The organism is Nocardiopsis chromatogenes YIM 90109 (assembly GCF_000341185.1).
Classification (GTDB): domain Bacteria; phylum Actinomycetota; class Actinomycetes; order Streptosporangiales; family Streptosporangiaceae; genus Nocardiopsis_A; species Nocardiopsis_A chromatogenes.
Genome location: NZ_ANBH01000199.1, coordinates 14,708 through 41,204, shown reverse-complemented (window position 1 = coordinate 41,204; position 26,497 = coordinate 14,708). Strand labels below are relative to the sequence as shown.

Below are 26,497 nucleotides of genomic sequence, written 5' to 3'. Positions count from 1 at the left end.
TCGGGCAGCTCGTCGCCGTCCATGCCCCGGTAGTAGAGGTACTCCTCCTCGGTCTGCGTCGCGTCCTGATGGCCGGTGCGGACCTTGACGGTCCCATAGCCGCGGAAGACGGACCAGGTCTGGTTCTCCTCGGGGGTGATGCCGTCGGGCTTCGCGTGCGCCCAGGCCGCGCCGCCCTCGTACTCATAGGAGGTGATGACGTCGGGCTGGTCGCCGACCAGGTCGATCTCGGCGACCTGGGTGACGGTGTACTTGTGGAACCAGTCGGTGAGCTCTTCCTCTCCTTCGGGGGTCCAGATCACCGGGTAGCAGCGCTTGGTGTTCTCGTGCGGCTTCGGTGTCTCGCCGGCCGTGCACTCCGGTTGCGAGTAGGAGACGTCGACCTGGCCGCCGGTCTCGGTGTAGATGGCGGTGACGCGCCACTTGTACATCTCGGCCAGGCCGTCGGTGGTGGCGTCGACCCGGTTGACCATCGGGGTGCCGCCGAAGGTCACCGAGGGGTAGGCCTGCGGGTCGCCGCTACCGGTGTGGCCGGGGTGGGTGATGGAGTCCAGCCACAGGCTCTGCGGCCTCGCGGGTCTTGACGGCGAGCACCTGGGTGAACCCGTCCACCGAGGCGGTGAGCACCAGGTCCACGCCCGGCAGCACCTCCGGGTAGGTGGCCTGCGCGCCCTCCAGCTCTGGTTCGGGCAGGCTGCCCGGCCAGTCCAGTTCGACGGCGTTGGAGCCGATCCCCACGCGGGCCATCGGTGCCTGATCGCCGCCGCCGGAGAAGGCGACCTCGGCCGCCGACGCCTTGGGGCGCACCGTTCCGTCACCGGCGGCGACCAGGTCGGTGTCGACCGGGGCCCACCCGTCGTCGGCGCGGACGCGCTGCGGGACCGGGGAGGTCTCCATGGTGAAGGAGCCGTCGGGTTCGGCGAAGACCTGCGTGGTCTCGTCGGTGAAGGACTCGATCTCCACGCGCTCGCCCGAGGCGGCGGCCTGCCCGGCGGCCTCCTCCTCCGGGGAGTGGTCGCTCGGCTCGGCCGCGGCCGGGGCGGCCAGCAGGGATGCGGTCAGCAGCAGGCCCAGCGAGGCCGATGCGGCCCCCGCAGGCTTTCCGGACGGCATTCGGACACACCTGTCTCAGGGTCGGGGGATGAGCCCACCTGGAGCGGGTGCGGCAGGCCGTGCGTAAAACGCGGATCAACGTAAGCGGTCTCCCCATCCGCCGCAATGCGTGCTATAGATCACAAAGGTTTCTTTCCTGACTTTACGTAGCCCCTTGAGCTGCAAACCTGAGAATCTGTTCAGGTTTTCCGGGAGTCTCCCGGGGATCCCGTGTCCGTGTCCGGCCACGCCCGCAATCGCGTTGTTATGTCTGTTATGTCCTCTTTACTTTCGCGGCGTACCGTCCAGTAGGCCGCATCTTCGCAGGCCACAACAGTCGTGCCCGGATTCCGGGTGAACAGGTGAAACGTCGAGGCGTCCCCCGCTCCGCCTCCGGAAGGACCGTCGCATGGGCGTCAAAGCGCGTATCAGAAGAGCGGGGAAGCACCTCCTCCCGCCCACCGTCCGGACACGCGTCGAAGAGGAGCGCCGCCGCGAGCGCGAAGCCGCTGCGGAGCGTAAGCGGGCCGAGCGCAAGGCCGCCGAAGAGCGCGACCGCGCCGAGCGCATCGTCCTCAAGCGCCGGGCCCTGCTCGCCTCCGACAAGCGCCTCCGCCCCTTCACCGGCCCGGACGGCCAGGAGCTCGTCGGCCGCCTCGCCGACTCCTTCACCTCCCGCGATGCCTCCGCGCACAACCTCCGCCTGGTCACCGAGGCCGCCGTGCACGCCGGCGCCGACTACTTCCTCGTGCCCGGCCGCTCGCGCACCCGCCACGTGGTGGGCCTGCGCCGCGCCGACAAGAAGGCATTCCTGGAGGCCATGCGCGCGCTGTACGGAGCGAGCTCCGTCTATGCCGCCACGCCCGCGCCGGGCGGCGCGCTCGCCGCCGGGCCCGCGCTCTATGCCGAGGGCGCCCTGCCCTCCGAAGTCAAGAAGAGCGCCGTGATCCGCTTCGGCCGCCACCTCCTCGGCCCGGACGGCCAGCTCCTCTCGGGCCTGGAGCACGGGTGCGACGTGGAGTTCTGGCGCGAGGGCGAGTCGCTCCTGGCCGACGAGGCCTACGCGGACAAGTACGCCCGGCTGCGTGTCCAGGCGCCCGAGGAGGTGCTCGCCGCCTCCTGGGTCGCCCCGCGCCGCAACCAGGTCGCCGACGTCCTGCCCGCCGACCAGCGCGTCCCGGCGACCGCGCTGGTGGACGGACGCGAGCACCCCACCTTCGCGCCGTTCACCCGCCCGCGCCCCGACCGGGTCGACTTCCCCGTCGACGCGGTCTTCACCTGGGTGGACGGCGACGACCCCGTGCTGGCGGCCGAGCGCGAGCGCCACCGCGGGGGCACCGGCGAGATCGCGGCCCGCGAGACCGGCGCCTCCCGGTACACCGACCGCGACGAACTCCGGTACGCGCTGCGGTCACTGCACACCTACGCGCCGTTCATCAGGCACGTCTACATCGTCACCGACCGCCAGACGCCGCGCTGGCTGGACACGTCGGCGAGCGGGGTGACCGTCGTCGACCACCGGGACATCTTCACCGACCCCTGGGTCCTGCCGGTGTTCAACTCGCACGCCATCGGCACGCAGCTCCACCACATCGCCGGGCTCAGCGACCGGTACCTGTACCTGAACGACGACGTCTTCTTCGGCCGCCCGGCCGCCGCCGAGGACTTCTTCCACGCCAACGGCATCGCCCGTCTCCCCTTCTCCCCCTTCCAGTTCGGGCTCGGGGAGCCGCACCCCCAGGAGCCCGCGCCCAACTCGGCGGGCAAGAACGTGCGCAGGCTCATCGAGGCCGAGCACGGGCGGTTCATCACCAACAAGTTCAAGCATGTCCCGCACCCCCAGATCAGGGAGGTGATGGAGGAGCTGGAGAAGACGTTCGCCGAGGCGGTCGAGGCGACCGCGGCCTCGCGGTTCCGGTCGACGGACGACATCGGGATGGGCGCGACCCTGCACCACCACCACGCGCTGCTGACCGGGCGCGGCGTCCCCGCCGAGTACCGGCTGCGCTACGTCGACGTGGCGACCGACGACGCCCGGGAGCGCCTGGAGGAGCTGCGCACGCGGCGCTCCCACGACTTCTTCTGCCTCAACGACGTGGACACGCCGCCGGAGCGCAAGGAGGAGGTCGACGCCATGGTGGGCGGCTTCCTGGCGGAGTACTTCCCCTTCCCCTCCCCCTGGGAGAAGGAGGGGGCCTAGGACACCGGCCTACGGCGCCCCTCCTGACCGGCCGCGCGCCGCCGTGGGCCGCCGACACGCCAACGGCGCCTGGCGGCCCGGGGCGGGGAGCGCCGCCTTAGTCTGGGACGACGACCCCACACCGGGCCAGGGCGGGCTGCACCGATGGACATCGACACACTGGTCAATCTCGGTCTGGTACTGACGTTCGTCCTGCTGGGAGGCGTCTTCGCCGGGACCGAGCTGGCGCTGGTCTCGCTGCGGGAGAGCCAGATCCGCCGACTGGAGAAGCGCGGACGGCGGGGCGCCGAGGTCGCGGCGCTGGCCCGCGACCCCAACCGGTTCCTGTCCGCCGTGCAGATCGGCGTCACCGTCACCGGTTTCTTCTCGGCGGCCTACGGGGCCTCGACGCTGGCCCCGGACTTCGCCCCGCTGCTGGTGGGGGCCGGTCTGGCCGAGCCGCTCGCCGACGGGATCGCGCTCGTCGTGCTCACCCTGTTCGTCGCCTACCTGTCCCTGGTGCTGGGCGAGCTGGTGCCCAAGCGGTTCGCCCTGCAGCGGGCGGCCGGGATCTCGCTGGTCGTGGCGCCGCCCCTGGACAAGTTCGCCACCGCGATGCGCCCGGTCATCTGGCTGCTGTCGGTCTCCACCGACGCGGTGGTCCGGCTCTTCGGCGGCGACCCGTCCGCCAAGGGCGAGCACGTCAGCCGCGAGGAGCTGCGTGAGATGGTGACGAACAGCGCCGACCTGTCCAGGGACGAGCGGGAGATCGTGGCCGACGTCTTCCAGGCGGCGGACCGAACGGTACACGCGGTGATGCGGCCGCGGGTGGAGGTGGAGTTCCTCGAGGCCGACATGGACACCGCCGATGCGGCCGCCCGGGTGGCCGACCTGCCGTACTCCCGCTACCCGCTCAGGGGCGAGGACGTCGACGACGTCGTCGGATTCCTCCACATCCGCGACCTCTTCGTGAACATGGGCCGCGGCGGGCGCCTCCGCGACATCATGCGGCCGATCGTGGCCCTGCCCGCGACCAACCGCGCCCTGACGGCGCTGGGCCTGATGCGGGACGAGCGGACCCACATCGCGGTGGTGGTCAACGAGTACGGGGGCACCGACGGCATCGTCACCCTGGAGGACCTCGTCGAGGAGCTGGTCGGCGAGATCCAGGACGAGCACGACGCCCCCGAGCCGCCCGCCGGGGCGGAGGGCGGCTCGGGGACCTATGAGGCGGGTCTGCGCCTGGAGGAGTTTGCCGAGCAGACGGGCCTCCGCCTGCCGTACGGGCCGTACGAGACGCTGGGCGGGCTGGTCATGCACCGCCTGGGGCGGATCCCCCGAGAGGGCGACTCGGTGACGGTGGACGGGTGCGTCCTTCGCGTCGTCCGGATGAGCGGCAACCGCACCCTCCTCGTCGAGGTGCGCGGTCCCGGTCCGGGGCGGGCCTGAGCGGGACGGCCGCGGCCGCTACGGCAGGTCGTCGGTGACCCGCTTGCCGTCCGCGTCCTTGGTGATGTGGAAGCGGTCGACGACCTCTCCCCCGCGGGTCTTGGAGACGTAGTCCAGGCGCGCCCCGTCGACCTCGACGACCTGGTAGGTCTGCGTCTCCTCGCGCTGGACCCGCGCCTCGGCGCCGTTGTCGGTCCAGTTGGCCTCGCTGACCCCGTACATCTTCGGGCCGGTCACCGCGACCGCGTAGACCGGGCCGGTCTGCACGTCGGGGTCGCCGGTGCGGTTGGCGACCAGGTTGCCGCGGCCGTAGCCGTGGTCGTGGCCCTGGAGCACCAGGTCGACGTCGTACTCCTCGAAGACCTCCAGCCACATGTCGCGCAACCGCCCGTTGTCCCGGGTCGGCGAGTTGGAGAAGACCGGGTGGTGGAAGGTGACCACGGTCCACGGGTTGGGGTTGTCCTCCAGCACTCCGCGCAACCAGTACTGCTGGTCCTCCAGCCAGTCCTTCGTGTCGAACCACGGGGCGTTGCGGTAGTTGGAGTTGAGCACCACGAACCGCACGCCCTGGTGGTCGGTGTAGTAGACGGTGTCCTCCAGGTCGTCGTCATCGGGTCCGTTGCCCGCGCCCGGGAACTGCAGGCCCCAGTGGTCGGTGATGCTCCACCCGGAGTACTCGTGGTTGCCGGGGGCGGCGACCTGGTTCACGGTTCCGGTGGCGTCCTGGCCGAACGCGTCGAACCACTCGCCCCACTCGGCGTCGGACCCGCCGGAGTTGACCAGGTCCCCGGCGTGCACGGCCAGCTCGGCGTCCGGGGCGTCGGCCAGCGCGGCCTCGATGGTGGGGGCGGCGCCGCCGGTGATGTCGTTCTGCACGTCGCCGAAGTAGAGGAAGCGGAACGGCTCGGGCCCGTCGGCGGCGGTCCCGAAGGCCAGCCAGTCGCCGAACGCCCCGCCGTCGGCGGAGCCGACCCGGTAGCGGTAGTCGGTGCCGGGTTCGAGGCCGTCGGCGGTGGCGCGGTAGTGGACGCCGTCGGTGGTGCCGGTGCGCTCGCCCTCGACGCGCCGCACCTGGTCGGGGGCCGAGGCGGGGGCGATCTCCAGGACGGGCGCGTAGTCGTCGGCGGCCCGCCAGGTGACGGTCTGGGAGGTGGAGGGGTCGGCGGTGGGCGACAGGGTGGTGCGCTCGGGTGCGGCGGCCGCCTGGGCGGGCGCGGCCGCGGCGGCGAACGCGAAGGTCAGGGCCGCGGCGGCGGCTCCGCGGCGCACGGCGGCCCCGGGCGCGCGACGGGCACGGGGGAAGGGGGATCTGGCCATGGCTCCTCATCCACACGGGGGCGGTGCGGTCGTCCGTGACGATAAGGAACCATGGGTAACGTGTGGTGAATAGTCGGGTACGGGGCGGATTCCTCGCCGGGGCGGTCGGGCCAGGGGGCCGGACCGCCCCGGCGTGCCCGTCAGGCCTTGCGGGCCAGACCGCAGTACTGGGCCACCCGGTCCGACGGGCGGACGATCCCCTCGGGCCGCCAGTCGGTGCAGGACACCACACCGGGGTCGAGCAGTTCCAGCCCCGCGAACATCGCCTCGATGTCGGCGGCCGTGCGCAGCAGCAGCGGCGTGGAACCGCTCTCGTTCCAGATGCGGGCGCCCTCCTCGGCGTTCTCCTTGCGCACCTCGGTCGTGCTCAGGGACAGCGCCAGGAGGCTTCCCGCGGGCACGGCGGCCATGACCGCGTCGATGATCTCCATGGCCTGCTCGTTGTCGGGGACGAACTCCAGTACCGCCAGGAACATCACCCCGACGGGGCGGTCCAGGTCCAGCGTGCGGCGCGCCCCGTCCAGCACCCTTCCCGGCTCACGCAGGTCGGCATGGACGTAGTCGGTGGCCCCCGGGGCGCCGTCGGCCATGAGGGCGGTGGCGTGGGCCAGCACCACCGGGTCGTTGTCGACGTAGACCACGCGCGCGTCCGGGTCGGCCTGGCGGGCGATCTCGTGCGTGTTGCCGGGCCCGGGGATCCCCGTACCGATGTCGAGGAACTGGCCGACGCCGTGCTCGGCCGCCATGCAGCGCACGGCGCGCGCGAGGAACGCCCGGTCGGCGCGGGCGTTGGCCGCCATGTCCGGGATGGCCTCCAGGACCTGGTCGCCCGTCTCCCGGTCGGCGGCGAAGTTGTCCTTGCCGCCGAGCCAGTAGTCCCAGATGCGGGCCGGGTGCGAGACGGAGGTGTCGATCCCGGCCGGGACGCGGCCCGGCGTGCCGACGGTGTCGGAGTCGGGCTTCATCCACGCGGGAACGTCGGTCATGAGGGGGTCCGTTCCGGTCGGGGCCATGACGGCGGCCCCGGGCAGCCTAGGGACTCCCGACGGTCGGCGGATGGGACGTTCGGCCCTCTGAGGCGGCCGACTCCGGCCATGGCCCGCGGGACGCACGCACGAGCGCGGGGCACGAGCAGCGCGGGCAAGGGGCGCTCAGGCCTCGGCCACGTCCTCCGCGTGCCGGTCGAAGAGGTCCTCGGCCAGGTCGTGCGGGACGTCCCGGTGCTCCCAGGTGCAGTTGCAGCATCTCAGGGTCACCGTCGGGGCGTACTCGTACCGCGGGGCCCCGCGCGGCCGGGGGACGAGGCTGCGGGTGCCGGACTTGATCACCCAGTGGCCGTTGCCCGCGTCCAGCTGGACCGAATAGGGCTCGACGGACATGCCGCACCTCCGGAGGACGGGACCTTCGGCGAGGATCTGTGCTTGGGAAGACGAGGGGCGGCCGGGGAGAGGTTGCCGCCTGCACACCGGGTTTTCCGGGTTTTCGCAGCCCACCGACCGGATTCGGCCATGATCAGGACGCAGGGCGATCACCGGGTTACCGTGATCATGACCCCCTGGCCAGGGAAGGGGCCGTCCATGGGCAAGCACGGCAACCCCGACCAGCCCCAGGACCGACGAGGCGACCCCAAGGACAACGGCTCCCAGCACCCCTCCCCCCACAGCGGCGGCGGAGAGAAGACCGGCACGTGACGACGTTCGATCAGAGGCGAGTCACGCTGGTCGAGCGACTGTCCGACCGTGCAGGCTCTCGGACCTTGGTGGAATTCACACCCGATGGCGATGATCTCGAAGCCCACCGTTTCGCGGTCCTCGGAACCTGTGCGCGGAGATCGGCCGCGCACGCACAGCTTGGCAGCGGGCGGGGCGCCCGGGGCGGGAGCGGCTCGGGCTGACGGTCGGCGCCGACGGCGCCCAGACCCTGTGGGTGGACACCCCGGAGCGGGTTCTGGCGCCGTGACCGTTCCCGGGCCGCCCGCCGTCGCGGCCGGAGAACGGCCGGAAACCGACGGGTGCGCCGGTTCTCCCGCGCGGTACATTCGTGCGATGCCCGGAACGACTGCAGACTCACCCGGCTCCCCCGCCTCCCCCGGCCCCGTCACCGCCGACGACCTCGACCGCGCCGTCCGGCTCGCCGTGGACGCGCTCCACGGGGCTCCCGACGACGGGTGGGACGGCAAGGCCGGTGCGCTGGATTGGTCCTGCTGGGAGACCTGCGAACACCTCGGCGACGACCTGTTCGCCTACGCCGTCCAGCTCGGCCCCAGGAACCCGCCCCTTGAGGGCGAGGTGCCGTTCGTATGGGAGAGCCGCAGGTCCGGCGGTCCCCACAACGCCGTCCACGCCGATAGGGAGGCCGGTCCCGCGGGCCTGCTGCAGACCTTGGAGGCGAGCGGCGCGCTGCTGGCCGCCATGGTGCGCACGGCCTCTCCCCGGACACGCGCCTACCACCCCTTCGGCGTCTCGGACCCGGAGGGCTTCGCCGCCATGGGGGTCGTGGAGACCCTGGTACACACGCACGACCTGGCGCAGGGGCTCGGGCTGGAGTGGGAGCCCCCGGCGGACCTGTGCGCCCGGGTGCTCGCGCGTCTGTTCCCCGACGTGCCGGTGCCTGAGGACGGCTCGGAGGAGGACTCCGATTCCGGCCCCTGGGCGGCGCTGTTGTGGGCGACCGGCCGGGCCGACTTGCCCGGGCGGCCGCGTCGGACCGAATGGCGCTGGGACGGCACCCCTCGGCCTCCTCGGCCTTAGGGGCGGGCCGGGGTCTGCGGCCCGCCGCCGTCTTCGGACGGAGCGGTGGGCCGCAGACCCCGCACTCAGCAGGGAGCGCCTACTCCTTCGCCGTCATGGTCGGCATCACGGTGAAGGCGAACCCGGTGCTCGTCGGGCGCCGCAGCGGGACATCGCTCTTGACCCGGCGCAGGACCTCGCTCCTGCTGAGGCCGAGCCCTTGGGCGATGAGCCGTTCCGGGCGCACCGGCACCGGGGCCTCGAACACCACGTCCACGTCGACCGGCCAGGGCTCGTCGAGCCAGGGCGAAAGCACGTCCAGCCGCCAGGCCCCCGTCCAGTCGAGGGTGAAGCGGTTGCGCCGGGCGAGTTGCGGATCCAGCAGTGTGGACGCCACCAGCTCCGGGTCACTGGTGTGGTAGCCGTCGAGGTCAGCCGGGTCGAGGGTCCTGACCGGCGCACGGTCGTGCACGGTGAGCTTGTGGGTCCGGTCGCAGGAGGTGCAGCGCACCAGCAGCCACACGTCCAGCAGCTTGCCGTTGGCGTTGACGCGGAACCTGCCGTCGCCGGTGGTGGCCGACTCCGAGCGGCAGTCCGGGCACCGCATCGACAGCAGGGGCAGCCCGGTCCGGCGGACGACCCAGGGCAGCACGATATTGAGGTGTGAAGACATAGAGCTCTCTAAGACCTGACACGAGGCCGATTACGCGCGGCCTCGAACGCTGCGTCACCGGGCGCGCGAAGGCAGCCCGGCAGAGCCGACGGAAGAGCGTCGGCTTACAGGTGAGCGGTAAAAGGTGTCAGGTCTACAGAGCAGGCGGGGTCAAGCGCTATGTCCTTCGTCCTCGGTGTGACTGGGCCGCAGAGAAGGTAGGGGAGGCGGGACGTCAGGGGCAAGTGGTTTTCCGCGCCCTTCGTCGGCGCCTCCCCGGTCGCCCCCGGCGCCGGAGCGGACGCGTGGAGCGCACGGCGGAGGGCCCGGCGTCGCGCCGGGTCCTCCGCCTTCGGCGGCTACCCCACCCACGGCCAGTCGGCCGAGCGGCCCGCCTCGATCAGCGGGACCATACGGAAGGCCGCGTCCGACAGCCCGCCGAAGGTGTGGCGGTGTGCCTCCCCGCTCGGGCCGTGGCCGTACTTGTAGCCCGCGAGGTTCCAGGTGTAGACGGGAACCTCCGGCGGGACCGCCTTGGTGGGCTCGGCGCCCCTGCGCCCGGCCCACGCCTGCTCGTCGGTGACGATGACGACCCTGTCGTGCCCGTGGAAGCCGTCCCGCACCGCCTTGGCGGTCTGGGTGCCGCCGCGCGCGCCCCAGAAACGTTCGACGACCTTCAGCAGGGCGTCCCCGCGCCGGACGGGCACGGGTTCGCTGTTGGTGTCGAACTGGACGAGGTCGGCCTCGGCACAGCGCAGTGCCAGGGCCGCGCCGAAGATCTGCGCGGCCGCGGCCCTCGACAGGTCCGAGCGCGCCGAGAGGCGTGCGCCCATGGATCCGGACTGGTCGACCAGGACGAGCGTGCGCCCGTCCAGGTGCGGCACGTTCTCCAGGCAGTGCCCGAGCGCCTTCTCCAGGGCGTGGCCCCACCGCAGGGACGGGGCCGCCTTGTAGGCGGACAGGAACCGCATGGGCAGCTGGCGGGACCGGGCCACCTCGTCGGGGTCGGCGAGCCTGGCGGCGACGCGTTCGGCGACGTCGTCCGAGACACCGGCCTCGTCGAAGTTGCGCAGGTTCCGCAGCAGGGCCATGTACCCCATGGAGGGGATGAGTGCCTCCCACAGCTTCGCCTTGTCGACCCGGTCACCGGCCATCGACAGCGCGTTCTCCCACGTCATCCCGGCCCTGCGCAGCGCCTCGGGGTCGAGCAGCGCCGCCGGGTCGGTGTCGGCCCGGCTCCGCAGGGCGGCACCGCGGGTCAGGACGCCCAGGCCCTCGGGGATCGGGGCGTCCACGCGGTGGCGCCGGTCGATGGCGTGCTTGAACAACGCGCCCTGCCAGGGCTTGTCGGCGGCCGGAGAGGCGTGGACCAGCTCAAGCACGTCGCCGAAGCGGAACCCCTTGGAGGCGGTGTCGTACTTGAGCAGGGAGCGCTCGGTGTACAGACGGGCGGCGGCGTCGGCGATGCCGCGCTTGACGGGCTTGGGCACGGCGCGGCCGTAGCGGCCCGTCCAGTAGGCCAGCGCCTCCCCGGGCTCGTCGGCGCGCGCCATCGCGGCGTCGACCATCTGGCGGGAGTATCCGTACTCCCCTGCCCCGACGCGCGCCCGAGCGCCTTCGAGGGCGGCCACCAAGGCGGCGCTGCGCATGTTGGCCTCGGTGCGCAGCCAGCGCACGAAGCCGGTGAACCAGTCGGGGTCGTCGACCGCGAGGCGATGCACCAGGCCCCGGTACCGGGCGTCGCGCTCATCGGCGTCCTCGTAGAAGGTCTGCTCGCCGACCATGTTGGACACGGCCAGCAGGAACAGCTCACTGCGGGCGTCACGGGCGTAGCCGGGGGCGCCCTCGTAGGTGAGGCCTGAGGGGACCTGTTCTGAGGTGATGGGGCCGCGCCCGGAGGGGTGGGCACCGGTCCGGTTGAACTTTGACATGGAGAAGGCTCCTTCCGCACCGGGAGGAGCCGTATTCAGAAGGGACGCCCGAGGTCGAGGTCGACGGCGGGCACATGAAGCGCTCTACCGATTGAGCTACACCGGCTGAGCCGGTGACAGGACTCGAACCTGCAACCACTCGATCCTCAGTCGAAGTAACCGCCGTCTGCGCACCGGGCGCCCCTTCTGAAATGAGGCCCTCCCGAGATCGATGGTGACGACGGCTTCCCCGCCGTGAGGCGAGTTCTCAGGCGCCGTAGGCCCGCGTGATTTCACCAGAAGTATCCGCCGCCTTCGCACCGGGAGGTGCCCTCAGAAGCTAACAGCGCCCCCCTACGCGGAGAAAACGGTTTTCTCCAGGCACCGTTCGTCGGCGTCGATTCCGTTCCCCGTACCGGCGGATCCGAGCACCTTCTTCCTCCCGGCCCTCGGCACCGTGCCCGGGTCAGGCCTTCGCGGCGGCCGTGTCGGGCCCGGCGGCCTTCCCCTTCTCCGCCTCCCCCTCGGCGGCGACGCGTTCAGCGGTGGCGAAGTACAGGCGCAGGATCGCGATCCACACCACCGCCGAGCCCAGGACGTGCAGCACCACCAGCCACTCGGGCAGGCCGGTGAAGTACTGGACGTACCCGATCGTGCCCTGGGCCACGATCGCGGCGATCAGCAGGAGGCTCTGCCGCCGGGCGGCGGCGGGCCCGTGGCGAGTCAGCACGGCCATCGCAATGGCGCCGATGCTGGTCGCCCAGGCCAGCAGCGAGTGGGTGCGGGCCACGGCCACCATGTCGAACCCCCAGCGCGGCGCGTCGATGTCGCCGCCGTGCGGGCCGGTCCCGGTGACCACGGTCCCGGCGATCAGGAGCACGAACCCCATCGGGACCAGGGCGGTGGCCAGCAGCCGCGCGGCGGGCGTGACGGTGGGCCGCAGGACCCCCTGCGGCTCGCGGCAGCGCACGTAGAAGGCCATGGTGAGCACGACGACCACCATGGACAGCAGGAAGTGCGCGGCCACGGAGGCCGGGTGCAGCCCGCTCCACACGGTGATGCCGCCGACGACGGCCTGGCCCATGACCCCCAGCGGAATGGCGACGGCCAGGGCCGTGAGGTCGCGGCGCCGCGGCCGCATGCGCAGCACGGCCACCAGAACGATGACGCCGACCGCCAGCACCAGGAAGGTGAGCGTGCGGTTGCCGAACTCGATGGCGGCCTGCCAGGCGGTGTGCCCGGTGTCCACCGGGACGAAGCTGTCCTCGGTACAGCGCGGCCACTCCGAGCACCCCAGCCCGGAGGAGGTGACGCGCACCGTGGCGCCGGTGACGGCGATCCCGGCGTTGACGATCACGTTGCCCAGCGCCCACCACCGCAGGGTGCGCGTGGTGGGGTGCCAGATGGTGCGCGCGAGCAGCACGAGCGCGACCACCCCGGCGACGGCGAAGGCCACCTGCCAGGCCCACAGGGGCAGGGAGAGGATCTCGATGTCATCGGCCGCCAGCGCCGCCGGACCAGGCTCAACATGCATACGACACAATGTAGTACTGGCGCTCTGTGGCCCGAAACCGGGTCACGCATGATCGATGACCTGCGGCTGAACACGACGGCGAGGCTCCGCGCCGATCAGGTGGCACGTGCCGTGCGCACCATCCCCCGGCTCCTCTCCCTACCCCGGCCGGAACGTCCGGTACGACATGGATCCGTATGAGGACCTGCCCGAACCCGGCCCCCTATGTAGACTTGCTACATGGTCGATGACCTGAAGATCACCCCCAGCGTCGCGAAGGTGCTCCGCGCCTTCCTCGACGACCCCCGGCAAAGACGGTTCGGCTACGGCCTGATGAAGGACACCGGGCTCGCCAGCGGAAGCCTCTACCCCATCCTCGCCCGCCTGCGCACTGCGGGCTGGCTCGAAGCCGAGTTCGAGGACATCGACGAAGAGGCCGAAGGCCGACCCGCACGCCGCTACTACACCCTCACCCGCGACGGCGCCGCCGCGGCCCGCACCGGCCTCGCCGAGTTGCACGCCCAGATCTGGCCGGGTGCCTTCCCCCGCTCTCTGAAGCCCCAGGAGGGGACCTGATGACCGCGCTGGCATGGACCATCGCCGTCTTCCTCGGCGGTGTCGCCCTCGGTGTCCTCTCCGACCTGCTCGGAGAGGAAGTACGGGGACGGCTCGATCGCGTCCCCGAAGCCCTGCTCCGTCTGGCCGCACAGCGGGTCCCCGAGCACGGCCGCGAAGACATGCACCGCGAATGGTCCGGCGAGCTTCACCAGTACTTGCACGGGGACGATGCCGTGCCGATCACACGGTTGCTCAAGGGCGTACGGTTCGCGATCAGCACCATCCGCGGAGCGGCCCGAACCGGTGCCGCGCTCCTGGCTTCGACACCAGAGAGCAGGGGAAAGGCGGCGGACGTGCCCGTCCGGCCGCTCGCCTCAGAGGCGTCCAGGATCCAGAGCATACTCGCTTATCTGGTGACGAGCCCGAGGGACCTGCCGCCCCAGAAGTACACGCTCGGAACCGGGTACTTCAAAAGCGATGTGCCGGAGTTCCGGCACCACCAACGCCCGGAGGACAGTCGCCATCGCGGAGAGTAGACCGGCCACGGCCGCGCGGGAGCTCGATCGTGCCCTAGCTCCCGCCGCCTTGATCGCGCCTCCGTCTCAGCGCCCCGGCGGGCCTGGCGGCCCCGGGGGTGGGAAGGGCCCCTGGGCAGGCCCCGGCGGCGGGGCCTGGGGCGGCTGGCCCGGGCGGTCGCTGAAGCCGCGCTTGGCCTGGGCCTGGGTGATCACGTGCTGGAAGTCCGCGCGCTTGAGGAAGCCCGAGTCGGTCGGGGACGGCGCCCATGCCGGGGCCGCGGGGCGGGCCACCCGGCCGAGGAAGGCCTCCCGCGCCACGTGCATCAGTGCCAGGAACCCGTCCCGCCGCTGCTCCCACTCCGGGCGCGCCACGCCCCGGTCGAGCCGCTGGTGCAGCAGCGCCAGTTCGGTGGCGGCGAGCTGGTAGTCCTTCATCGCCGCCTTGCCGCGCCCGCCGGCGTTGCGCTGGGCCCATCCGCGTGCGGCCCGGCGCCCCTTGATGGTGCTGAGCATGCGGATGTCGGCGGGGGTCACCAGCCCGGTGGGCACGTACTGCGGCAGGTAGTAGGAGATCGCCCCGACCTGGCGCCGCCGGTCCTGCACCGCGATGGCGATGATCGCCACCAGGACGATGAAGAGGATCCCGTAGGCGGCCCCCACCACGGCCCAGCCGAACACGGTGGAGCCGTTCCACAGCGCGTGCAGCAGGACCGCGCCGACCCACCCGGCGACCGGGGCGAAGAACCGCCCGGCGCCGCGGTGCATGGCGGCGTAGGCCACGCCGATACCGATCATCGCGGTGTACAGCGGGTGCCCGAAGGGGCCGATGAGTCCGCGCAGCACGAAGGTGAACGCCAGCCCGAAGAAGCCCTGCTCGAAGTAGGACGTCAGGAAGTACAGCACGTTCTCGGTGAACGCGAAGCCGGTGGCCACCATGGCCGCGTAGGTGACGCCGTCGGTGTAGGAGTCGATCTCGTACCGGCGCCGCCACAGCAGCACGAGCAGGACCAGCCCCTTGGCGCTCTCCTCCACGATCGGGGCCACCGCGGTGGTGGTGATGACCTCGCCCATGTCGGCGCCGAACAGCGGCACCGCCCACATCTCCATCCCGGCGGTGTTGAGGATGAAGGAGGCCCCCACCGCGACCCCGGCGCCCCACACGAACGCGAAGAGCATCATGGACCGCGGCTCGGGTTCGAGCCGGTCCAGCATGAGGATCAGCGGCACCAGGAACGCCACCGGGATGACGGCGGCCAAGAGGGCGATCAGGAACCCCGCCACCCCGACCACGCCGCCGGTGGCCAGCCCGGCCAGCAGCAGGTACCCGAGCATGGCCAGGGTGCACAGCACGCTGACGAAGATGCCCACGAACAGGCCGATCGAGCGCCTGCCCGGGCGGCGGCCTTCCAGGATGGCTTTGGTGTCCAGACCCGACATGGTGCCCGATCGTAGCGGTTACCCGGCCGCCGTTCGCGCGTTGACCTCAGGGAAGTCGCCCCCGGGCCGGGGGGCGGGGGTCAGGCGAGCCAGCCCGCCAGCAGCGGGTCGACGGTCACCGCGGTGAACAGCAGCGCCAGGTAGGCGTTGGACAGGTGGAAGAACCCCATGGTCTTGAGTTGGGCCCCGGACACCCCGGCGCGCGACCGCGCCAGCAGGCGGTGCGCCTGGACCAGCAGCAGCCCGCCCAGGACCACCGCGACCGCCAGGTAGAACAGCGTGGTCCCGGCGACCGGCCACAGCAGCACCGAGGTGACCACGGTGGCCCAGCTGTAGAGCACGCACTCCAGCAGCACCCGCCGGTCGCCGGCCACGACCGGCAGCATCGGCACCTGCGCGGCCGCGTAGTCCTCCCGGTAGCGCATGGCCAGCGCCCAGGTGTGCGGCGGCGTCCAGAAGAACACCACGAGGAACAGCACGAACGGCGCCCAGTCCAGGCGCTCGGTGATGGCGGCCCAGCCGATGAGCACCGGCATGCACCCGGCGATGCCGCCCCACACCACGTTCTGCGCGGTGCGCCGCTTGAGCAGCAGCGTGTAGACGAAGATGTAGAACAGGATCGCGAACACCGACAGCGCGGCCGACAGCCAGTTCACCGCCAGGGCGAACCCGGCGGTGGAGCCCGCCGCCAGCACGAGGCCGTAGACCAGCGTGCCGCGCGGGGTGACCTGGTGCATGGCCACCGGGCGGCGCCGGGTGCGGCGCATCTCCTTGTCGATGTCCCGGTCGATGTAGCAGTTGAGCGCGTTGGCGCTGGCCGCCGACATGGTGCCGAAGACCAGGGTGGCCGCCGCGGTCCACAGCGGGGGCACCCCCTGGGCGGCCACGAACATGACCGGGATGGTGGTGATCAGCAGCAGCTCGATGACCCGGGGCTTGGACAGCGCGACGTAGGCCCGCACGTAGGCGCCCACGGAGGCGCGGCGCCCCGGCCCGTCGCCGCTCTCGCCGCCGGTGGGGGACGACGGCGCGGGGGACATCCGCTCTACGGACAACGACACGCTGAACCTCGGAGAAAGATCGGGATGTTTCTGCTCGCCACTGCGGGGTCCGAACCGTTCTCCGGCACCCGCCAAGACCCGGTAAAACCCCGTCGACGACTTACTGTAGTACTCCCGCGGGCGCGTGCTTGACCGGGGCGCCCCCTGCGGCGCGTCACCGGGCGTTCCCGTTCGGGAAGGCGACGAGGGCCACGTGACGTGGCGCGTGTGGCGGCGCGCCCGGGCCCTGCCCGGGGCGATAGGCTCGTAGGCGGTCAAACCTGCCATGACCGGCCCCGGGGCCACGCGGGGCGCGGCGGCGGGAGGCCGCATACGGCATGCACAACCTCACATTCGCCGCACCCCGGCTTCCCCGGTGGCCGGGCGCCCGTCGAATGCGCGAACGCGCGAAAGGAGCCCTGAGCCCGCGTGAACATCGGCAGCTCGAATTCCCTTGAGTGGTCGGACCTCGACCGCCGCTCCGTCGATGTGGTCCGTGCGCTGGCCATGGACGCCGTCGAAGAGGCCGGCTCCGGGCACCCCGGCACCGCGATGAGTCTGGCGCCCGCGGCCTACCTTCTGTACCAGAAGGTCATGCGCCACGACCCGGCCCGCCCCGACTGGGTCGGGCGGGACCGCTTCGTGCTCTCCGCCGGCCACTCCAGCCTGACCCAGTACATCCAGCTCTACCTGGCCGGGTTCGGCCTGGAGCTGGACGACCTCAAGCGGCTGCGCCAGTGGGGCAGCCTCACCCCCGGCCACCCCGAGTACGGGCACACCGCCGGCGTCGAGACCACCACCGGCCCCCTGGGCCAGGGCGTCGGCAACGCCGTGGGCATGGCGATGGCCGCCCGCCGCGAGCGCGGCCTGTTCGACCCCCAGGCCCCCGAGGGCGAGAGCCCGTTCGACCACTACGTGTACGCCATCTGCTCCGACGGTGACGTCGAGGAGGGCGTCAGCCACGAGGCCAGCGCGCTCGCGGGCGTGCAGGAGCTCGGCAACCTGGTGCTGATCTGGGACGACAACCGGATCTCCATCGAGGACGACACCCGCATCGCCTTCTCCGAGGACGTCGCCGCGCGCTACGAGGCCTACGGCTGGCACGTGCAGACCGTCGACTGGCTCGCGGGCGGCTCCTACCACGAGGACGTGGAGGCGCTGTACGCGGCGGTGCAGGCCGCGCGCGCGGAGACCGGCAAGCCGTCGTTCATCCGCCTGCGCACCATCATCGGCTGGCCCTCCCCCAACAAGCAGAACACCGGGGCGATCCACGGCGCCGCCATGGGCGCCGAGGAGGTCGCCGCCACCAAGCAGGTGCTGGGCCTGGACCCCGACACGCGCTTCGACGTGCCGCAGGACGTCCTCGACCACACCCGCTCGGCCCTGGAGCGCGGCCGCGAGGCCCACGCCGCCTGGCAGAAGCGCTTCGAGGCCTGGCAGGCCGGGGCGGGCGAGCGCGCCGAGCTGTTCGAGCGCCTGGAGGCGGGCAAGCTCCCCGAGGGCTGGGAGAAGGCCCTGCCGGTGTTCGACGCCGACGCCAAGGGCGTGGCCACCCGCAAGGCCAGCGGCGAGGTGCTCAGCGCCATCGCCCCTGAGCTGCCCGAGCTGTGGGGCGGGTCGGCCGACCTCGCCGGGTCGAACAACACGACCCCCAAGGGCCAGCCGTCCTTCCTGCCGGAGAAGGCCGCCAGCGCGATGTTCCCCGGCAACGAGTACGGCCGGGTGCTGCACTTCGGCGTGCGCGAGCACGGCATGGGGTCGGTCCTCAACGGCATCGCGCTGCACGGGCCCACCCGCCCCTACGGCGGCACGTTCCTCGTCTTCAGCGACTACATGCGCCCGGCGGTGCGCCTGGCCGCGCTGATGAAGCTGCCGGTGACCTACGTGTGGACGCACGACTCCATCGGCCTGGGCGAGGACGGCCCCACCCACCAGCCGGTCGAGCACCTGTGGTCGCTGCGCGCCATCCCCGGGCTGGACGTGATCCGCCCCGGCGACGCCAACGAGACCGCGGTCGCCTGGCGCACCGTGCTGGAGAACGGCGACCGCCCCTCGGCGCTCGCCCTGACCCGGCAGAACGTCCCCACCCTGGACCGCTCGGAGTTCGGCTCGGCCGAGGGCACGGCCAAGGGCGGCTACGTGCTGGCGGAGGCCTCCGGCGGTGCGCCGCAGGCCATCCTGATCGCCACCGGCAGCGAGGTCGCCATCGCCCTGCAGGCCCGCGAGCGGCTGGAGGCCGCCGGGACGCCGACCCGCGTGGTGTCCATGCCGTGTGTGGAGTGGTTCCGCGAGCAGGACGCCGCCTACAAGGAGAGCGTCCTGCCCTCCTCGGTGCGCGCCCGGGTCTCGGTGGAGGCCGGGATCGCCCTGGGCTGGCGCGAGTTCACCGGCGACGCGGGCGAGGCCGTCAGCCTGGAGCACTTCGGCGCCTCGGCCCCGTACGGCGAGCTGTACGAGCACTTCGGCCTGACCGCCGACGCCGTGGTCGCCGCCGCCGAGAAGAGTGTCGCCAACGCCTCCTAGCCCGGAGGGAACGCCACCGGCCCGGCGCGTGTTGTTCGCGTCGGGCACCCAGAAGTCTTCGAGGAGTACGAGAAGCGATGACCAACCCGCTCAATGACCTCTCCGGGCAGGGCGTCGCGGTCTGGCTGGACGACATCAGCCGCGACCGCCTGCGCACCGGCAACCTGCAGGACCTGATCGAGACCCGCAGCGTCGTCGGGGTCACCTCCAACCCGACGATCTTCGAGAAGGCGCTCGGCGAGGGCGACGCCTACGACGCCCAGCTGCGCGACCTGGCCGCCCGCGGCGTCTCGGTCGACGAGGCCGTGCGCTTTCTGACCGGCTACGACATCCGGTGGGCCGCCGACGTGCTCCGCCCGCTCTACGAGCGCAGCAACGGCGTCGGCGGCCGGGTGTCGCTGGAGGTCGACCCGCGGCTGGCGCACGACACCGAGCGCACCGTCGCCGAGGCCCGCGCCCTGTGGTGGATGGTCGACCGGCCCAACCTGATGATCAAGATCCCGGCCACGCTGGAGGGCCTGCCCGCCATCACGCAGGCGATCTCCGAGGGCATCAGCGTCAACGTCACGCTGATCTTCTCGCTGGAGCGCTACCGCGCCGTCATGCAGGCCTTCCAGGACGGCCTGGCCCGCGCGCGGGAGAACGGCCTGGACCTGACCAAGATCCACTCCGTGGCGTCGTTCTTCGTCAGCCGGGTGGACAGCGAGGTCGACAAGCGCCTGGACGCCATCGGCACGCCCGAGGCCACGGACCTCAAGGGCAGGGCCGCGATCGCCAACGCGCGCCTGGCCTACCAGGCCTACGAGGAGTTCTTCGCCAACGACGCGTGGAAGGAGCTGGAGGCCGCCGGTGCGCGCCGCCAGCGCCCCCTGTGGGCCTCCACCGGCGTGAAGGACCCGGCCTACCCGGACACCCGCTACGTCGACGAGCTGGTCGCCCCCGACACGGTCAACACCATGCCGGAGGCCACTCTGGAGGCCGTCGCCGACCACGGGCGGATCACCGGCGACACGGTGCGCGGGGAGTACGCCTCCGCGCGCGCGGACATGGACGCCATCGAGGCGGCCGGGGTCGACTTCGCGGACGTGCTGCGCCTGCTGGAGGACGACGGCGTCGCCAAGTTCGAGAAGTCCTGGGAGCAGTTGCTGGACCGGGTGCGGTCCGCCCTCGGCGGATCCGCGTGAACACGGGGCCGGGGCGCGGGAGCGCCCCGGCCCTTCTTCTCTCCCCCCGGACAAGGGACACCTGGAACACACGGGAATGAGGTCGTCGAGTTGAGCACGCAACCCCGAGTCGAGGAGGCCGTGAGCGCCGGGCTGTCCGTGCGCGTGACCGGTGCCGNAGGCGGTCGCGGGGCTGGCCGCGGACGGCGTGCCGGCGGCCCTGGCCGCCAAGGACAGCACCCTGTGGGGCCCCGCCGCCCAGGACGAGGCCTCGGTCCGGCTGGGCTGGCTGGACCTGCCGCGCACCTCCCGGGAGCTGCTGCCGGAGCTGGCCGAGCACGCCCGGTCGCTGCGCGCCGCCGGGGTGGACCGGGTGGTGCTGGCCGGGATGGGCGGCTCCTCGCTGGCCCCCGAGGTCATCGCCGCCACTCGCGGGGCCGAGCTGACCACGCTGGACACCACCGACCCGGCGCAGGTGCGGGCCGCCCTGGACGACCGGCTGCACCGCACCGCCGCCGTGGTCTCCTCCAAGAGCGGCGGCACCGTGGAGACCGACAGCCACCGCCGCGCCCTGGAGCAGGCCTTCACCGAGGCCGGGATCGACCCGGCCGAGCGGATCACGGTCGTCACCGACCCCGGTTCGCCGCTGGCCGCGCTGGCCGCCGAGCGCGGCTACCGCACCTACCTGGCCGACCCGAACGTGGGCGGCCGCTACAGCGCCCTGTCGGCGTTCGGCCTGGTGCCCGCGGCGCTGGCCGGCGTCGATGTGGAGGCGCTGCTGGACGAGGCCGAGGCGCTCCTCCCCTCGCTCAAGGGCGACGCGGGCAACCCCGCGCTGCTGCTGGGCGCCGCGATGGGCGCGGCCGGGCGGGACAAGCTGGTGCTGGCCGGGTCCACCCCGGTGGGGCTGGGCGACTGGATCGAGCAGCTGGTGGCCGAGTCCACCGGCAAGCAGGGCACCGGGCTGCTGCCGGTGGTCGCCGAGGGCACCAACGCCCCGGGGTTCGCCGACGCGCCCGACGCGCTGCCCACCTCGTTCTCCGAGGCCGGGCCCGCCCCCGCCGACGGGGCGCTGGTCCAGGTCACCGGCCCGCTGGGGGCGCAGTTCCTGGCCTGGGAGTACGCCACCGCCGTCGCCGGGCGCCTGCTGGGCATCGACCCGTTCGACCAGCCCAACGTGCAGGAGTCCAAGGACAACACCAAGGCGCTGCTGGACGGCGCGGCCGAGGGCCCGCTGCCGCAGGGCGCGCCGATGTTCACCGACGGGGCGGTGGAGGTGCGCGCCTCCCAGGCGCTGGCCACCGGCGGCGCCCGCGACCTGGAGGGCGTGCTGCGGGCGCTGCTGGGGGCGGTTCCCGAGCGCGGGTACCTGGCGGTCATGGCCTACCTGGACCGGGTCGCCGACGCCCCGGCGGCGGGGCTGCGCGCCGAGCTGGCCGACGCCTCCGGGCGCCCGACCACCTTCGGGTGGGGGCCGCGGTTCCTGCACTCCACCGGCCAGTACCACAAGGGCGGCCCCGCCGAGGGGGCGTTCCTGCAGATCACCGGGGAGAACCCGGAGGACCTGCCGGTGCCCGGCCGCCCCTACTCCTTCGGACGGCTCCAGCTCGCCCAAGCGCTGGGCGACTTCGGGGCCCTGGACACGCGCGGGCGCCCCGCCGTGCGCCTGCACCTGCTCGACCGCGCGGGCGGACTGGCGCAGATCCGCCGGGCGCTGGCCCGCGTGCGCGCCTGACGGCCCGACGACACGGCCCGACCACAGGGGAGTTCAACGTGAAAGAGCCGGTGATGCCGGGGGCGACCCCGAACCCGCTGCGCAGCGAGCTGGACCGGCGCCTGCCCAGGATCGCCGGGCCCAGCGTGCTCGTGCTCTTCGGGGTCACGGGCGACCTGGCCCGCAAGAAGCTGCTGCCGGCCATCTACGACCTGGCCAACCGGGGGCTGCTGCCGCCCGGCTTCGGCCTGGTGGGCTTCGCCCGCCGGGAATGGGAGCACCAGGACTTCGCGAAGGAGGCCTACGAGGCGGTGCGCGAGCACGCCCGCACCCCCTTCCGCGAGGACGTGTGGCGCCAGCTCAGCGAGGGCGTCCGGTTCGTCCAGGGCGAGCTGCACGACGACGACGCGTTCGACACGCTCGCCGACACGGTGCGCGAGCTGGACGCCGACCGCGGGACCGGCGGCAACTACGCCTTCTACCTGTCGCTGCCGCCCAAGCTGTTCCCGACCGTGGTCAAACAGCTCAAGCGGTCCGGGCTGGCCGACCAGCGGGAGGACGCCTGGCGGCGGGTCATCATCGAGAAGCCGTTCGGCCACGACCTGGAGAGCGCCAAGGAGCTCAACGCCGTCGTGGACGACGTCTTCCCGCCGCAGTCGGTCTTCCGCATCGACCACTACCTGGGCAAGGAGACCGTCCAGAACATCATGGCGCTGCGGTTCGCCAACACGCTCTTCGAGCCGATGTGGAACCGCGACCTGGTGGACCACGTGCAGATCACCATGGCCGAGGACATCGGGGTGGGCGGCCGGGCCGGGTACTACGACGGCATCGGCGCCGCCCGCGACGTCATCCAGAACCACCTGCTGCAGCTGCTGGCACTGGTGGCCATGGAGGAGCCGGTGTCGTTCTCGGCCGACGCCATCCGCACCGAGAAGGAGAAGGTGCTCTCGGCGGTGCGGCTGCCCGCGGACCTGGCGGCGGGCACCGCCCGCGGCCAGTACGCGCCCGGCTGGCAGGGCGGCGACGAGGTCTGCGGGTACCTGGAGGAGAAGGGCATCCCCGACGACTCCGTCACCGAGACCTACGCGGCACTGCGCCTGGAGGTCAACACCCGGCGGTGGGCGGGGGTGCCGTTCTACCTGCGCACCGGCAAGCGGCTGGGGCGCCGGGTCACCGAGGTGGCGCTCGTCTTCCGCCGCACGCCCAACCAGGTGTTCAGCCAGATGGATACCGAGGACATGGGGCAGAACGCGCTGGTGCTGCGCATCCAGCCGGACGAGGGCGTCACCATGCGCTTCGGGTCCAAGGTGCCCGGGGCGGCCATGGAGGTGCGCGACGTGACCATGGACTTCACCTACGGCCAGTCGTTCACCGAGGCCAGCCCGGAGGCCTACGAGCGGCTCATCCTGGACGTGCTCATCGGCGACCCGCCGCTGTTCCCGCGCCAGCAGGAGGTCGAGCTGTCGTGGGAGATCCTGGACCCGGTGGAGGAGCACTGGGCCAAGGAGGGGCGGCCCGAGCCCTACGAGTCGGGGACGTGGGGGCCGGAGTCGGCCGACGCCATGCTCGCCCGGGAGGGGCGCCAGTGGCGGCGCCCGTGACGGCGCCGGGGGCGCCCCCGAGGACGGAGGACCACCGATGACGATGTACCTTCCGCGCACCGACACCTCGCAGATCACCGAGGCGCTGGCCCAGGAGCGGCACAGCATCGGCGGCGGGGCCATGAACATGGTGCTGACCCTGGTGATCGTGACCGACGAGGCCGACCACTACGACGCGGTGCGGGCGGCCACCGAGGCCGGGCGCGAGCACCCCTCGCGCATCATCGCGCTGATCCGGCGCGACCAGGACGCCGAGTCGGCCATCGACGCCGAGATCCGCCGCCCTGGCACCTCGGGACCGGGCGAGGCGCTGCTGCTACGGCTGTACGGGCCGCTGGGCGAGCACGCCGACTCGGTCATCACCCCGCTGCTGGTGCCGGACGCGCCGGTGGTGGCCTGGTGGCCGGGGGCCGGGCCGACCGAGCCCGCCGCCGACCCGGTGGGGCGGCTGGCGCACCGGCGGATCACCGACGCGCTGCGGGCACCGGACCCGCTGGCCGACCTGCTCGGGCGGATCGGCAACCACCGGCCCGGCGACACCGACCTGACGTGGACCCGGCTCACCCCGTGGCGCTCCCTGCTGGCCAGCACCATGGACCATCCGGCGGGGTGGGTGACCGCGGCCGAGGTGACCGCCGAGGCCCACTACCCCAGCGCCGACCTGCTGGCGGCCTGGCTGGCCTACCAGCTGGACGTGGAGGTGGTGCGGACCGTGTCCAACGGCCCGGGCATCACCGCGACCCGGCTGGTGACCGACGGCGGGGACATCGCCCTGCACCGCCAGGACGGGCGGGTGGCCACCCTGTCCCGGCCGGGGCAGCCCGACCAGACGGTGGCCCTGGCCCGGCGGCGCGCCTCCGAGGCCCTGGCCGAGGAGCTGCGGCGGCTGGACCCGGACCTGATGTACGAGAGGACCGCGACATTCCTGAAGGACATGACCGAGCGGGGCGAGTCCCCGGGGCAGCGCGCGGCGCGGGCCCGGACGGACGAATCGGCGGGCGCGTCGGCGGAGGAGGCGCAGTGAGCGCGCCGTCGGTGCTGGTGCACCCGGACGCCGGGCTGCTGGCCAAGGCGGCCGCGGCGCGGCTGGTCACCCGCCTGGTGGACGCCCAGGCCGCGACCGGGTCGGCGTCGGTCGTGCTGACCGGCGGCGGCGTCGGCATCGCCGTGCTGGCCGAGCTGGCCCAGGCCCCGGCGCGGGACGCCGTGGACTGGTCGGCGGTGGACGTGTGGTGGGGCGACGAGCGGTTCCTGCCGACCGGGGACCCCGAGCGCAACGAGACCCAGGCGCGCGAGGCCCTGCTGGACCACGTGGGCGTGGACCCGGCGCGGGTGCACGCGATGCCCGCCTCGGACGGCCCGGACGGGGCGGTGCCCGAGCCGGGGGCCGAGCGCTACGCCGAGGCGCTGCGCGCCGCGTCCCGCCCGGAGGACCACGCGGACGTCCCGGCGTTCGACGTGTGCCTGCTGGGCATCGGCCCGGACACCCACGTGGCGTCGCTGTTCCCCGAGCAGCCCGCGCTGTACGAGGAGGAGCGCACGGTGGTGGCCGTGCACGGCGCGCCCAAGCCGCCGCCGACGCGGGTGTCGCTGACCTTCCCCGCCATCCGGGCGGCGAAGGAGGTGTGGGTCCTGGCGTCGGGCGAGGGCAAGGCCGAGGCGGTGCGCCTGGCCCTGTCCCCCGAGGCGGGGGAGGTCCAGGTCCCGGCGGCCGGGGCACGGGGCCGTTCGCGGACCCTGTTCCTGCTGGACAGGGCGGCGGCGGCAAAACTCCCGGAGGGCATCAGCGGCCAGGGGCTGATGTAGGGCCCCGAATACCGGCATTCCGCCACGGCGGCCGGTGGCCTGCGTTGTTGCAGGTCACCGGCCGCCGTTGTGCGTTCATGGACCGGATCACGGGGGAGCCGGTCCCCCGCGCACCGGCCCCGGCCGGGCCCCAGGCCGCCGGAGTGCGAGGCAGAGGGCGGCGACGACAAAGGACCACGGCTCTTACGGCAGCGTCGTCGGGCGGCAGGCGTGTGCGTGGTCACCGTTCTTAGCGGCGACGGAGGAAGCGGGGTGGTTCCCCGCCCCCGCTTCCCGGGCGATGGGCCCCTCGCGGTCGAGAAGAGCGGCTTGGCCTGGTCCCCCGCTCACGGGCCCCGGTCGACCCCCAGGCCACCGGAGCGCGGGGTGGAAGGCGGCGGCGGCAAAGGGCGGCGGCCCGCCATGCCGTCGCCGCCTCCTCCTTCATCCCAGCAGGGCGTCCAGCATCTCCTGGCGGTGCTCCTTCAGCCATCCCTCACGGCGCAGGATCACCTCTCCCACGCCCTCGTCCCACATGCGGGCCCAGCCGCCGCCGAGTTGCTCGGCCGACGCCTTCATCCGGTGCCAGGACGATGCGCACCGGGAGACGGCCAGGTCGGGCATGGCCTCGCGCGCCTCCTCGCCGAGGCCGTAGGCGTCCGCCAGGATCCGCACGCGCTCAAGACGCGCCCGGGCGCCGCGGACCGGCCAGCCCTCGTAGACGTCCTCGGGCGCGCCCAAGGGCGCCCAGTGCATGGCCGTGTTGTACACGTCCAGCAGTCGCGTTCCCGGACCCGCCAGGTCGAAGTCGATGAGGGCCGCCGCCCGCCCGTCGCGCACCACCACGTTCTGCGGGGTCACGTCCAAGTGGCACACCAGCTCCGGCTCCGGGTCCGGAACCGGCACCTCGACCGGGACCAGGTGGCGGCGCCACACCCCGCCGTCCGGGGCGGCGAACCCGCTCTCGCGCAGGAACCCCTCCGAGGCGTCGTGCAGGCGGCGCAGCAGCCTGCCCACCGAGGCCAGCAGCCCGGCATCGGCCGCCCACGGCTCCGGAGGGCTTCCCGCCACGTCGCCGGGGACGAACGTCAGCACGTCGCGCCCTTGGCCGTCCCGCCCCAGGAACCGGGGCGCGCCGTCGAACCCCTCCGACTCCAGGTGGTCCAGGTAGGCGGCGACGGCGGGGCTCTGCGGCTGGGCCGGACGGCGGACCGTCCCCCCGACGCGCACCACGCCCTCGGTGACGTCCCCCGCCGCCAGGGCGGTCTCCGTTCCGTCCGGGCCGTCGGCTCGGCCGTCGTAGCTTCGCACGCC

At 72.8% G+C, this 26,497-nt stretch carries 21 protein-coding genes, 1 tRNA gene and 1 pseudogene; 11 read left to right on the top strand and 12 right to left on the bottom strand.

What is annotated here, in order from left to right; translation table 11 throughout:
* Positions 1-494, bottom strand: a 494-nt coding sequence (locus D476_RS0119360) for a hypothetical protein (RefSeq protein ID WP_026123664.1), incomplete at its 3' end; no start/stop codon positions are given.
* A gap of 25 nt (positions 495-519) precedes the next feature.
* Positions 520-1,113 (bottom strand): hypothetical protein, encoded by a 594-nt coding sequence (locus D476_RS0119355; RefSeq protein WP_017625584.1) that lies wholly within the window; start codon positions 1,111-1,113, stop codon positions 520-522.
* Between the two features lie 388 nt (positions 1,114-1,501).
* Between D476_RS0119355 and D476_RS0119350 the strand changes: the two genes are divergently transcribed.
* On the top strand, positions 1,502-3,292 hold the full coding sequence (locus tag D476_RS0119350; protein ID WP_017625583.1) for a stealth family protein: 1,791 nt from the start codon (positions 1,502-1,504) through the stop codon (positions 3,290-3,292).
* A gap of 144 nt (positions 3,293-3,436) precedes the next feature.
* Entirely contained in the window at positions 3,437-4,720 is a 1,284-nt protein-coding gene (locus D476_RS0119345) for a hemolysin family protein (RefSeq protein WP_017625582.1), read from the top strand.
* An 18-nt stretch (positions 4,721-4,738) separates the two neighbouring features.
* Here the strand turns inward: D476_RS0119345 and D476_RS0119340 are convergent, their stop codons facing one another.
* The 3 genes from D476_RS0119340 to D476_RS0119330 form a co-directional block, all read right to left on the bottom strand.
* The gene (locus D476_RS0119340; protein WP_017625581.1) at positions 4,739-6,037 is read right to left on the bottom strand and encodes a purple acid phosphatase family protein; all 1,299 of its coding nucleotides are present in this window, start codon (positions 6,035-6,037) and stop codon (positions 4,739-4,741) included.
* A gap of 140 nt (positions 6,038-6,177) precedes the next feature.
* Entirely contained in the window at positions 6,178-7,023 is an 846-nt protein-coding gene (locus tag D476_RS0119335) for an SAM-dependent methyltransferase (protein ID WP_017625580.1), read from the bottom strand.
* Positions 7,024-7,188: 165 nt separating this feature from the next.
* Positions 7,189-7,416 (bottom strand): hypothetical protein, encoded by a 228-nt coding sequence (locus D476_RS0119330; protein WP_017625579.1) that lies wholly within the window; start codon positions 7,414-7,416, stop codon positions 7,189-7,191.
* 666 nt (positions 7,417-8,082) lie between these two features.
* Between D476_RS0119330 and D476_RS0119320 the strand changes: the two genes are divergently transcribed.
* Positions 8,083-8,787, top strand: coding sequence for a maleylpyruvate isomerase N-terminal domain-containing protein (locus tag D476_RS0119320; protein WP_017625577.1), 705 nt, complete (start codon positions 8,083-8,085; stop codon positions 8,785-8,787).
* A 79-nt stretch (positions 8,788-8,866) separates the two neighbouring features.
* Here D476_RS0119320 and D476_RS0119315 read toward each other — a convergent pair whose 3' ends face one another.
* The 4 genes from D476_RS0119315 to D476_RS0119300 all read right to left on the bottom strand — a co-directional run bounded on the left by D476_RS0119315 (position 8,867) and on the right by D476_RS0119300 (position 12,862).
* Positions 8,867-9,439: a DUF1062 domain-containing protein gene (locus D476_RS0119315; RefSeq protein ID WP_026123662.1), complete on the bottom strand. Its 573-nt coding sequence runs from the start codon at positions 9,437-9,439 to the stop codon at positions 8,867-8,869.
* Between the two features lie 338 nt (positions 9,440-9,777).
* Positions 9,778-11,349 (bottom strand): TROVE domain-containing protein, encoded by a 1,572-nt coding sequence (locus D476_RS0119310; protein WP_017625575.1) that lies wholly within the window; start codon positions 11,347-11,349, stop codon positions 9,778-9,780.
* Positions 11,350-11,457: 108 nt separating this feature from the next.
* A tRNA-Leu gene (locus D476_RS0119305) sits at positions 11,458-11,528 on the bottom strand.
* Between the two features lie 266 nt (positions 11,529-11,794).
* Positions 11,795-12,862: a COX15/CtaA family protein gene (locus D476_RS0119300; RefSeq protein ID WP_017625574.1), complete on the bottom strand. Its 1,068-nt coding sequence runs from the start codon at positions 12,860-12,862 to the stop codon at positions 11,795-11,797.
* A gap of 219 nt (positions 12,863-13,081) precedes the next feature.
* On the opposite strand from D476_RS0119300, the gene D476_RS33860 reads away from it, so the two are divergent.
* Both D476_RS33860 and D476_RS0119290 read left to right on the top strand, forming a co-directional pair.
* Complete coding sequence (locus D476_RS33860) at positions 13,082-13,417, top strand: PadR family transcriptional regulator (protein ID WP_017625573.1); 336 nt, start codon at positions 13,082-13,084, stop codon at positions 13,415-13,417.
* Positions 13,417-13,935: a hypothetical protein gene (locus tag D476_RS0119290; protein ID WP_017625572.1), complete on the top strand. Its 519-nt coding sequence runs from the start codon at positions 13,417-13,419 to the stop codon at positions 13,933-13,935. The genes D476_RS33860 and D476_RS0119290 overlap by 1 nt, the downstream gene beginning before the upstream one ends.
* Before the next feature lie 66 nt (positions 13,936-14,001).
* On the opposite strand, the gene D476_RS0119285 is transcribed toward D476_RS0119290, so the two are convergent.
* A complete protein-coding gene (locus tag D476_RS0119285; protein ID WP_017625571.1) occupies positions 14,002-15,354 on the bottom strand; it encodes a PrsW family intramembrane metalloprotease in 1,353 nt (450 codons plus the stop codon).
* A gap of 80 nt (positions 15,355-15,434) precedes the next feature.
* Complete coding sequence (locus D476_RS0119280) at positions 15,435-16,394, bottom strand: heme o synthase (RefSeq protein ID WP_017625570.1); 960 nt, start codon at positions 16,392-16,394, stop codon at positions 15,435-15,437.
* A gap of 429 nt (positions 16,395-16,823) precedes the next feature.
* On the opposite strand from D476_RS0119280, the gene tkt reads away from it, so the two are divergent.
* The 6 genes and pseudogenes from tkt (at position 16,824) to pgl (ending at position 25,204) form a co-directional block, all read left to right on the top strand.
* Positions 16,824-18,917 carry a transketolase gene (tkt, locus tag D476_RS0119275; RefSeq protein WP_017625569.1) on the top strand — a complete coding sequence of 698 codons (2,094 nt, stop codon included), beginning with the start codon at positions 16,824-16,826 and terminating at the stop codon, positions 18,915-18,917.
* Positions 18,918-18,994: 77 nt separating this feature from the next.
* Complete coding sequence (gene tal, locus D476_RS0119270) at positions 18,995-20,101, top strand: transaldolase (RefSeq protein WP_017625568.1); 1,107 nt, start codon at positions 18,995-18,997, stop codon at positions 20,099-20,101.
* 120 nt (positions 20,102-20,221) lie between these two features.
* Positions 20,222-21,815, top strand: a pseudogene (locus tag D476_RS33855) (glucose-6-phosphate isomerase).
* 53 nt (positions 21,816-21,868) lie between these two features.
* A complete protein-coding gene (zwf, locus tag D476_RS0119260) occupies positions 21,869-23,398 on the top strand; it encodes a glucose-6-phosphate dehydrogenase (RefSeq protein ID WP_026123660.1) in 1,530 nt (509 codons plus the stop codon).
* 37 nt (positions 23,399-23,435) lie between these two features.
* A complete protein-coding gene (locus tag D476_RS0119255; RefSeq protein ID WP_017625565.1) occupies positions 23,436-24,422 on the top strand; it encodes a glucose-6-phosphate dehydrogenase assembly protein OpcA in 987 nt (328 codons plus the stop codon).
* Positions 24,419-25,204, top strand: a complete 786-nt coding sequence (pgl, locus tag D476_RS0119250; protein ID WP_017625564.1) for a 6-phosphogluconolactonase — start codon at positions 24,419-24,421, stop codon at positions 25,202-25,204. The genes D476_RS0119255 and pgl overlap by 4 nt, the downstream gene beginning before the upstream one ends.
* Before the next feature lie 423 nt (positions 25,205-25,627).
* Here the strand turns inward: pgl and D476_RS0119245 are convergent, their stop codons facing one another.
* Complete coding sequence (locus tag D476_RS0119245) at positions 25,628-26,494, bottom strand: phosphotransferase (RefSeq protein WP_017625563.1); 867 nt, start codon at positions 26,492-26,494, stop codon at positions 25,628-25,630.
* Between the last annotated feature and the right edge of the window lie 3 nt (positions 26,495-26,497).

What these genes read in the sequence shown, in the direction of transcription:
- D476_RS0119335 (WP_017625580.1), bottom strand. Translation starts at nt 7,023, where the DNA reads ATGACCGACGTTCCCGCGTGGATGAAGCCCGACTCCGACACCGTCGGC.
- D476_RS0119290 (WP_017625572.1), top strand. Translation starts at nt 13,417, where the DNA reads ATGACCGCGCTGGCATGGACCATCGCCGTCTTCCTCGGCGGTGTCGCC.
- D476_RS0119355 (WP_017625584.1), bottom strand. Translation starts at nt 1,113, where the DNA reads ATGCCGTCCGGAAAGCCTGCGGGGGCCGCATCGGCCTCGCTGGGCCTG.
- D476_RS0119310 (WP_017625575.1), bottom strand. Translation starts at nt 11,349, where the DNA reads ATGTCAAAGTTCAACCGGACCGGTGCCCACCCCTCCGGGCGCGGCCCC.
- D476_RS0119340 (WP_017625581.1), bottom strand. Translation starts at nt 6,037, where the DNA reads ATGGCCAGATCCCCCTTCCCCCGTGCCCGTCGCGCGCCCGGGGCCGCC.
- D476_RS0119320 (WP_017625577.1), top strand. Translation starts at nt 8,083, where the DNA reads ATGCCCGGAACGACTGCAGACTCACCCGGCTCCCCCGCCTCCCCCGGC.
- tal (WP_017625568.1), top strand. Translation starts at nt 18,995, where the DNA reads ATGACCAACCCGCTCAATGACCTCTCCGGGCAGGGCGTCGCGGTCTGG.
- D476_RS33860 (WP_017625573.1), top strand. Translation starts at nt 13,082, where the DNA reads ATGGTCGATGACCTGAAGATCACCCCCAGCGTCGCGAAGGTGCTCCGC.
- D476_RS0119330 (WP_017625579.1), bottom strand. Translation starts at nt 7,416, where the DNA reads ATGTCCGTCGAGCCCTATTCGGTCCAGCTGGACGCGGGCAACGGCCAC.
- D476_RS0119345 (WP_017625582.1), top strand. Translation starts at nt 3,437, where the DNA reads ATGGACATCGACACACTGGTCAATCTCGGTCTGGTACTGACGTTCGTC.
- D476_RS0119280 (WP_017625570.1), bottom strand. Translation starts at nt 16,394, where the DNA reads ATGTCCCCCGCGCCGTCGTCCCCCACCGGCGGCGAGAGCGGCGACGGG.
- zwf (WP_026123660.1), top strand. Translation starts at nt 21,869, where the DNA reads ATGCCGGGGGCGACCCCGAACCCGCTGCGCAGCGAGCTGGACCGGCGC.
- D476_RS0119255 (WP_017625565.1), top strand. Translation starts at nt 23,436, where the DNA reads ATGACGATGTACCTTCCGCGCACCGACACCTCGCAGATCACCGAGGCG.
- D476_RS0119350 (WP_017625583.1), top strand. Translation starts at nt 1,502, where the DNA reads ATGGGCGTCAAAGCGCGTATCAGAAGAGCGGGGAAGCACCTCCTCCCG.
- D476_RS0119300 (WP_017625574.1), bottom strand. Translation starts at nt 12,862, where the DNA reads ATGCATGTTGAGCCTGGTCCGGCGGCGCTGGCGGCCGATGACATCGAG.
- D476_RS0119285 (WP_017625571.1), bottom strand. Translation starts at nt 15,354, where the DNA reads ATGTCGGGTCTGGACACCAAAGCCATCCTGGAAGGCCGCCGCCCGGGC.
- D476_RS0119315 (WP_026123662.1), bottom strand. Translation starts at nt 9,439, where the DNA reads ATGTCTTCACACCTCAATATCGTGCTGCCCTGGGTCGTCCGCCGGACC.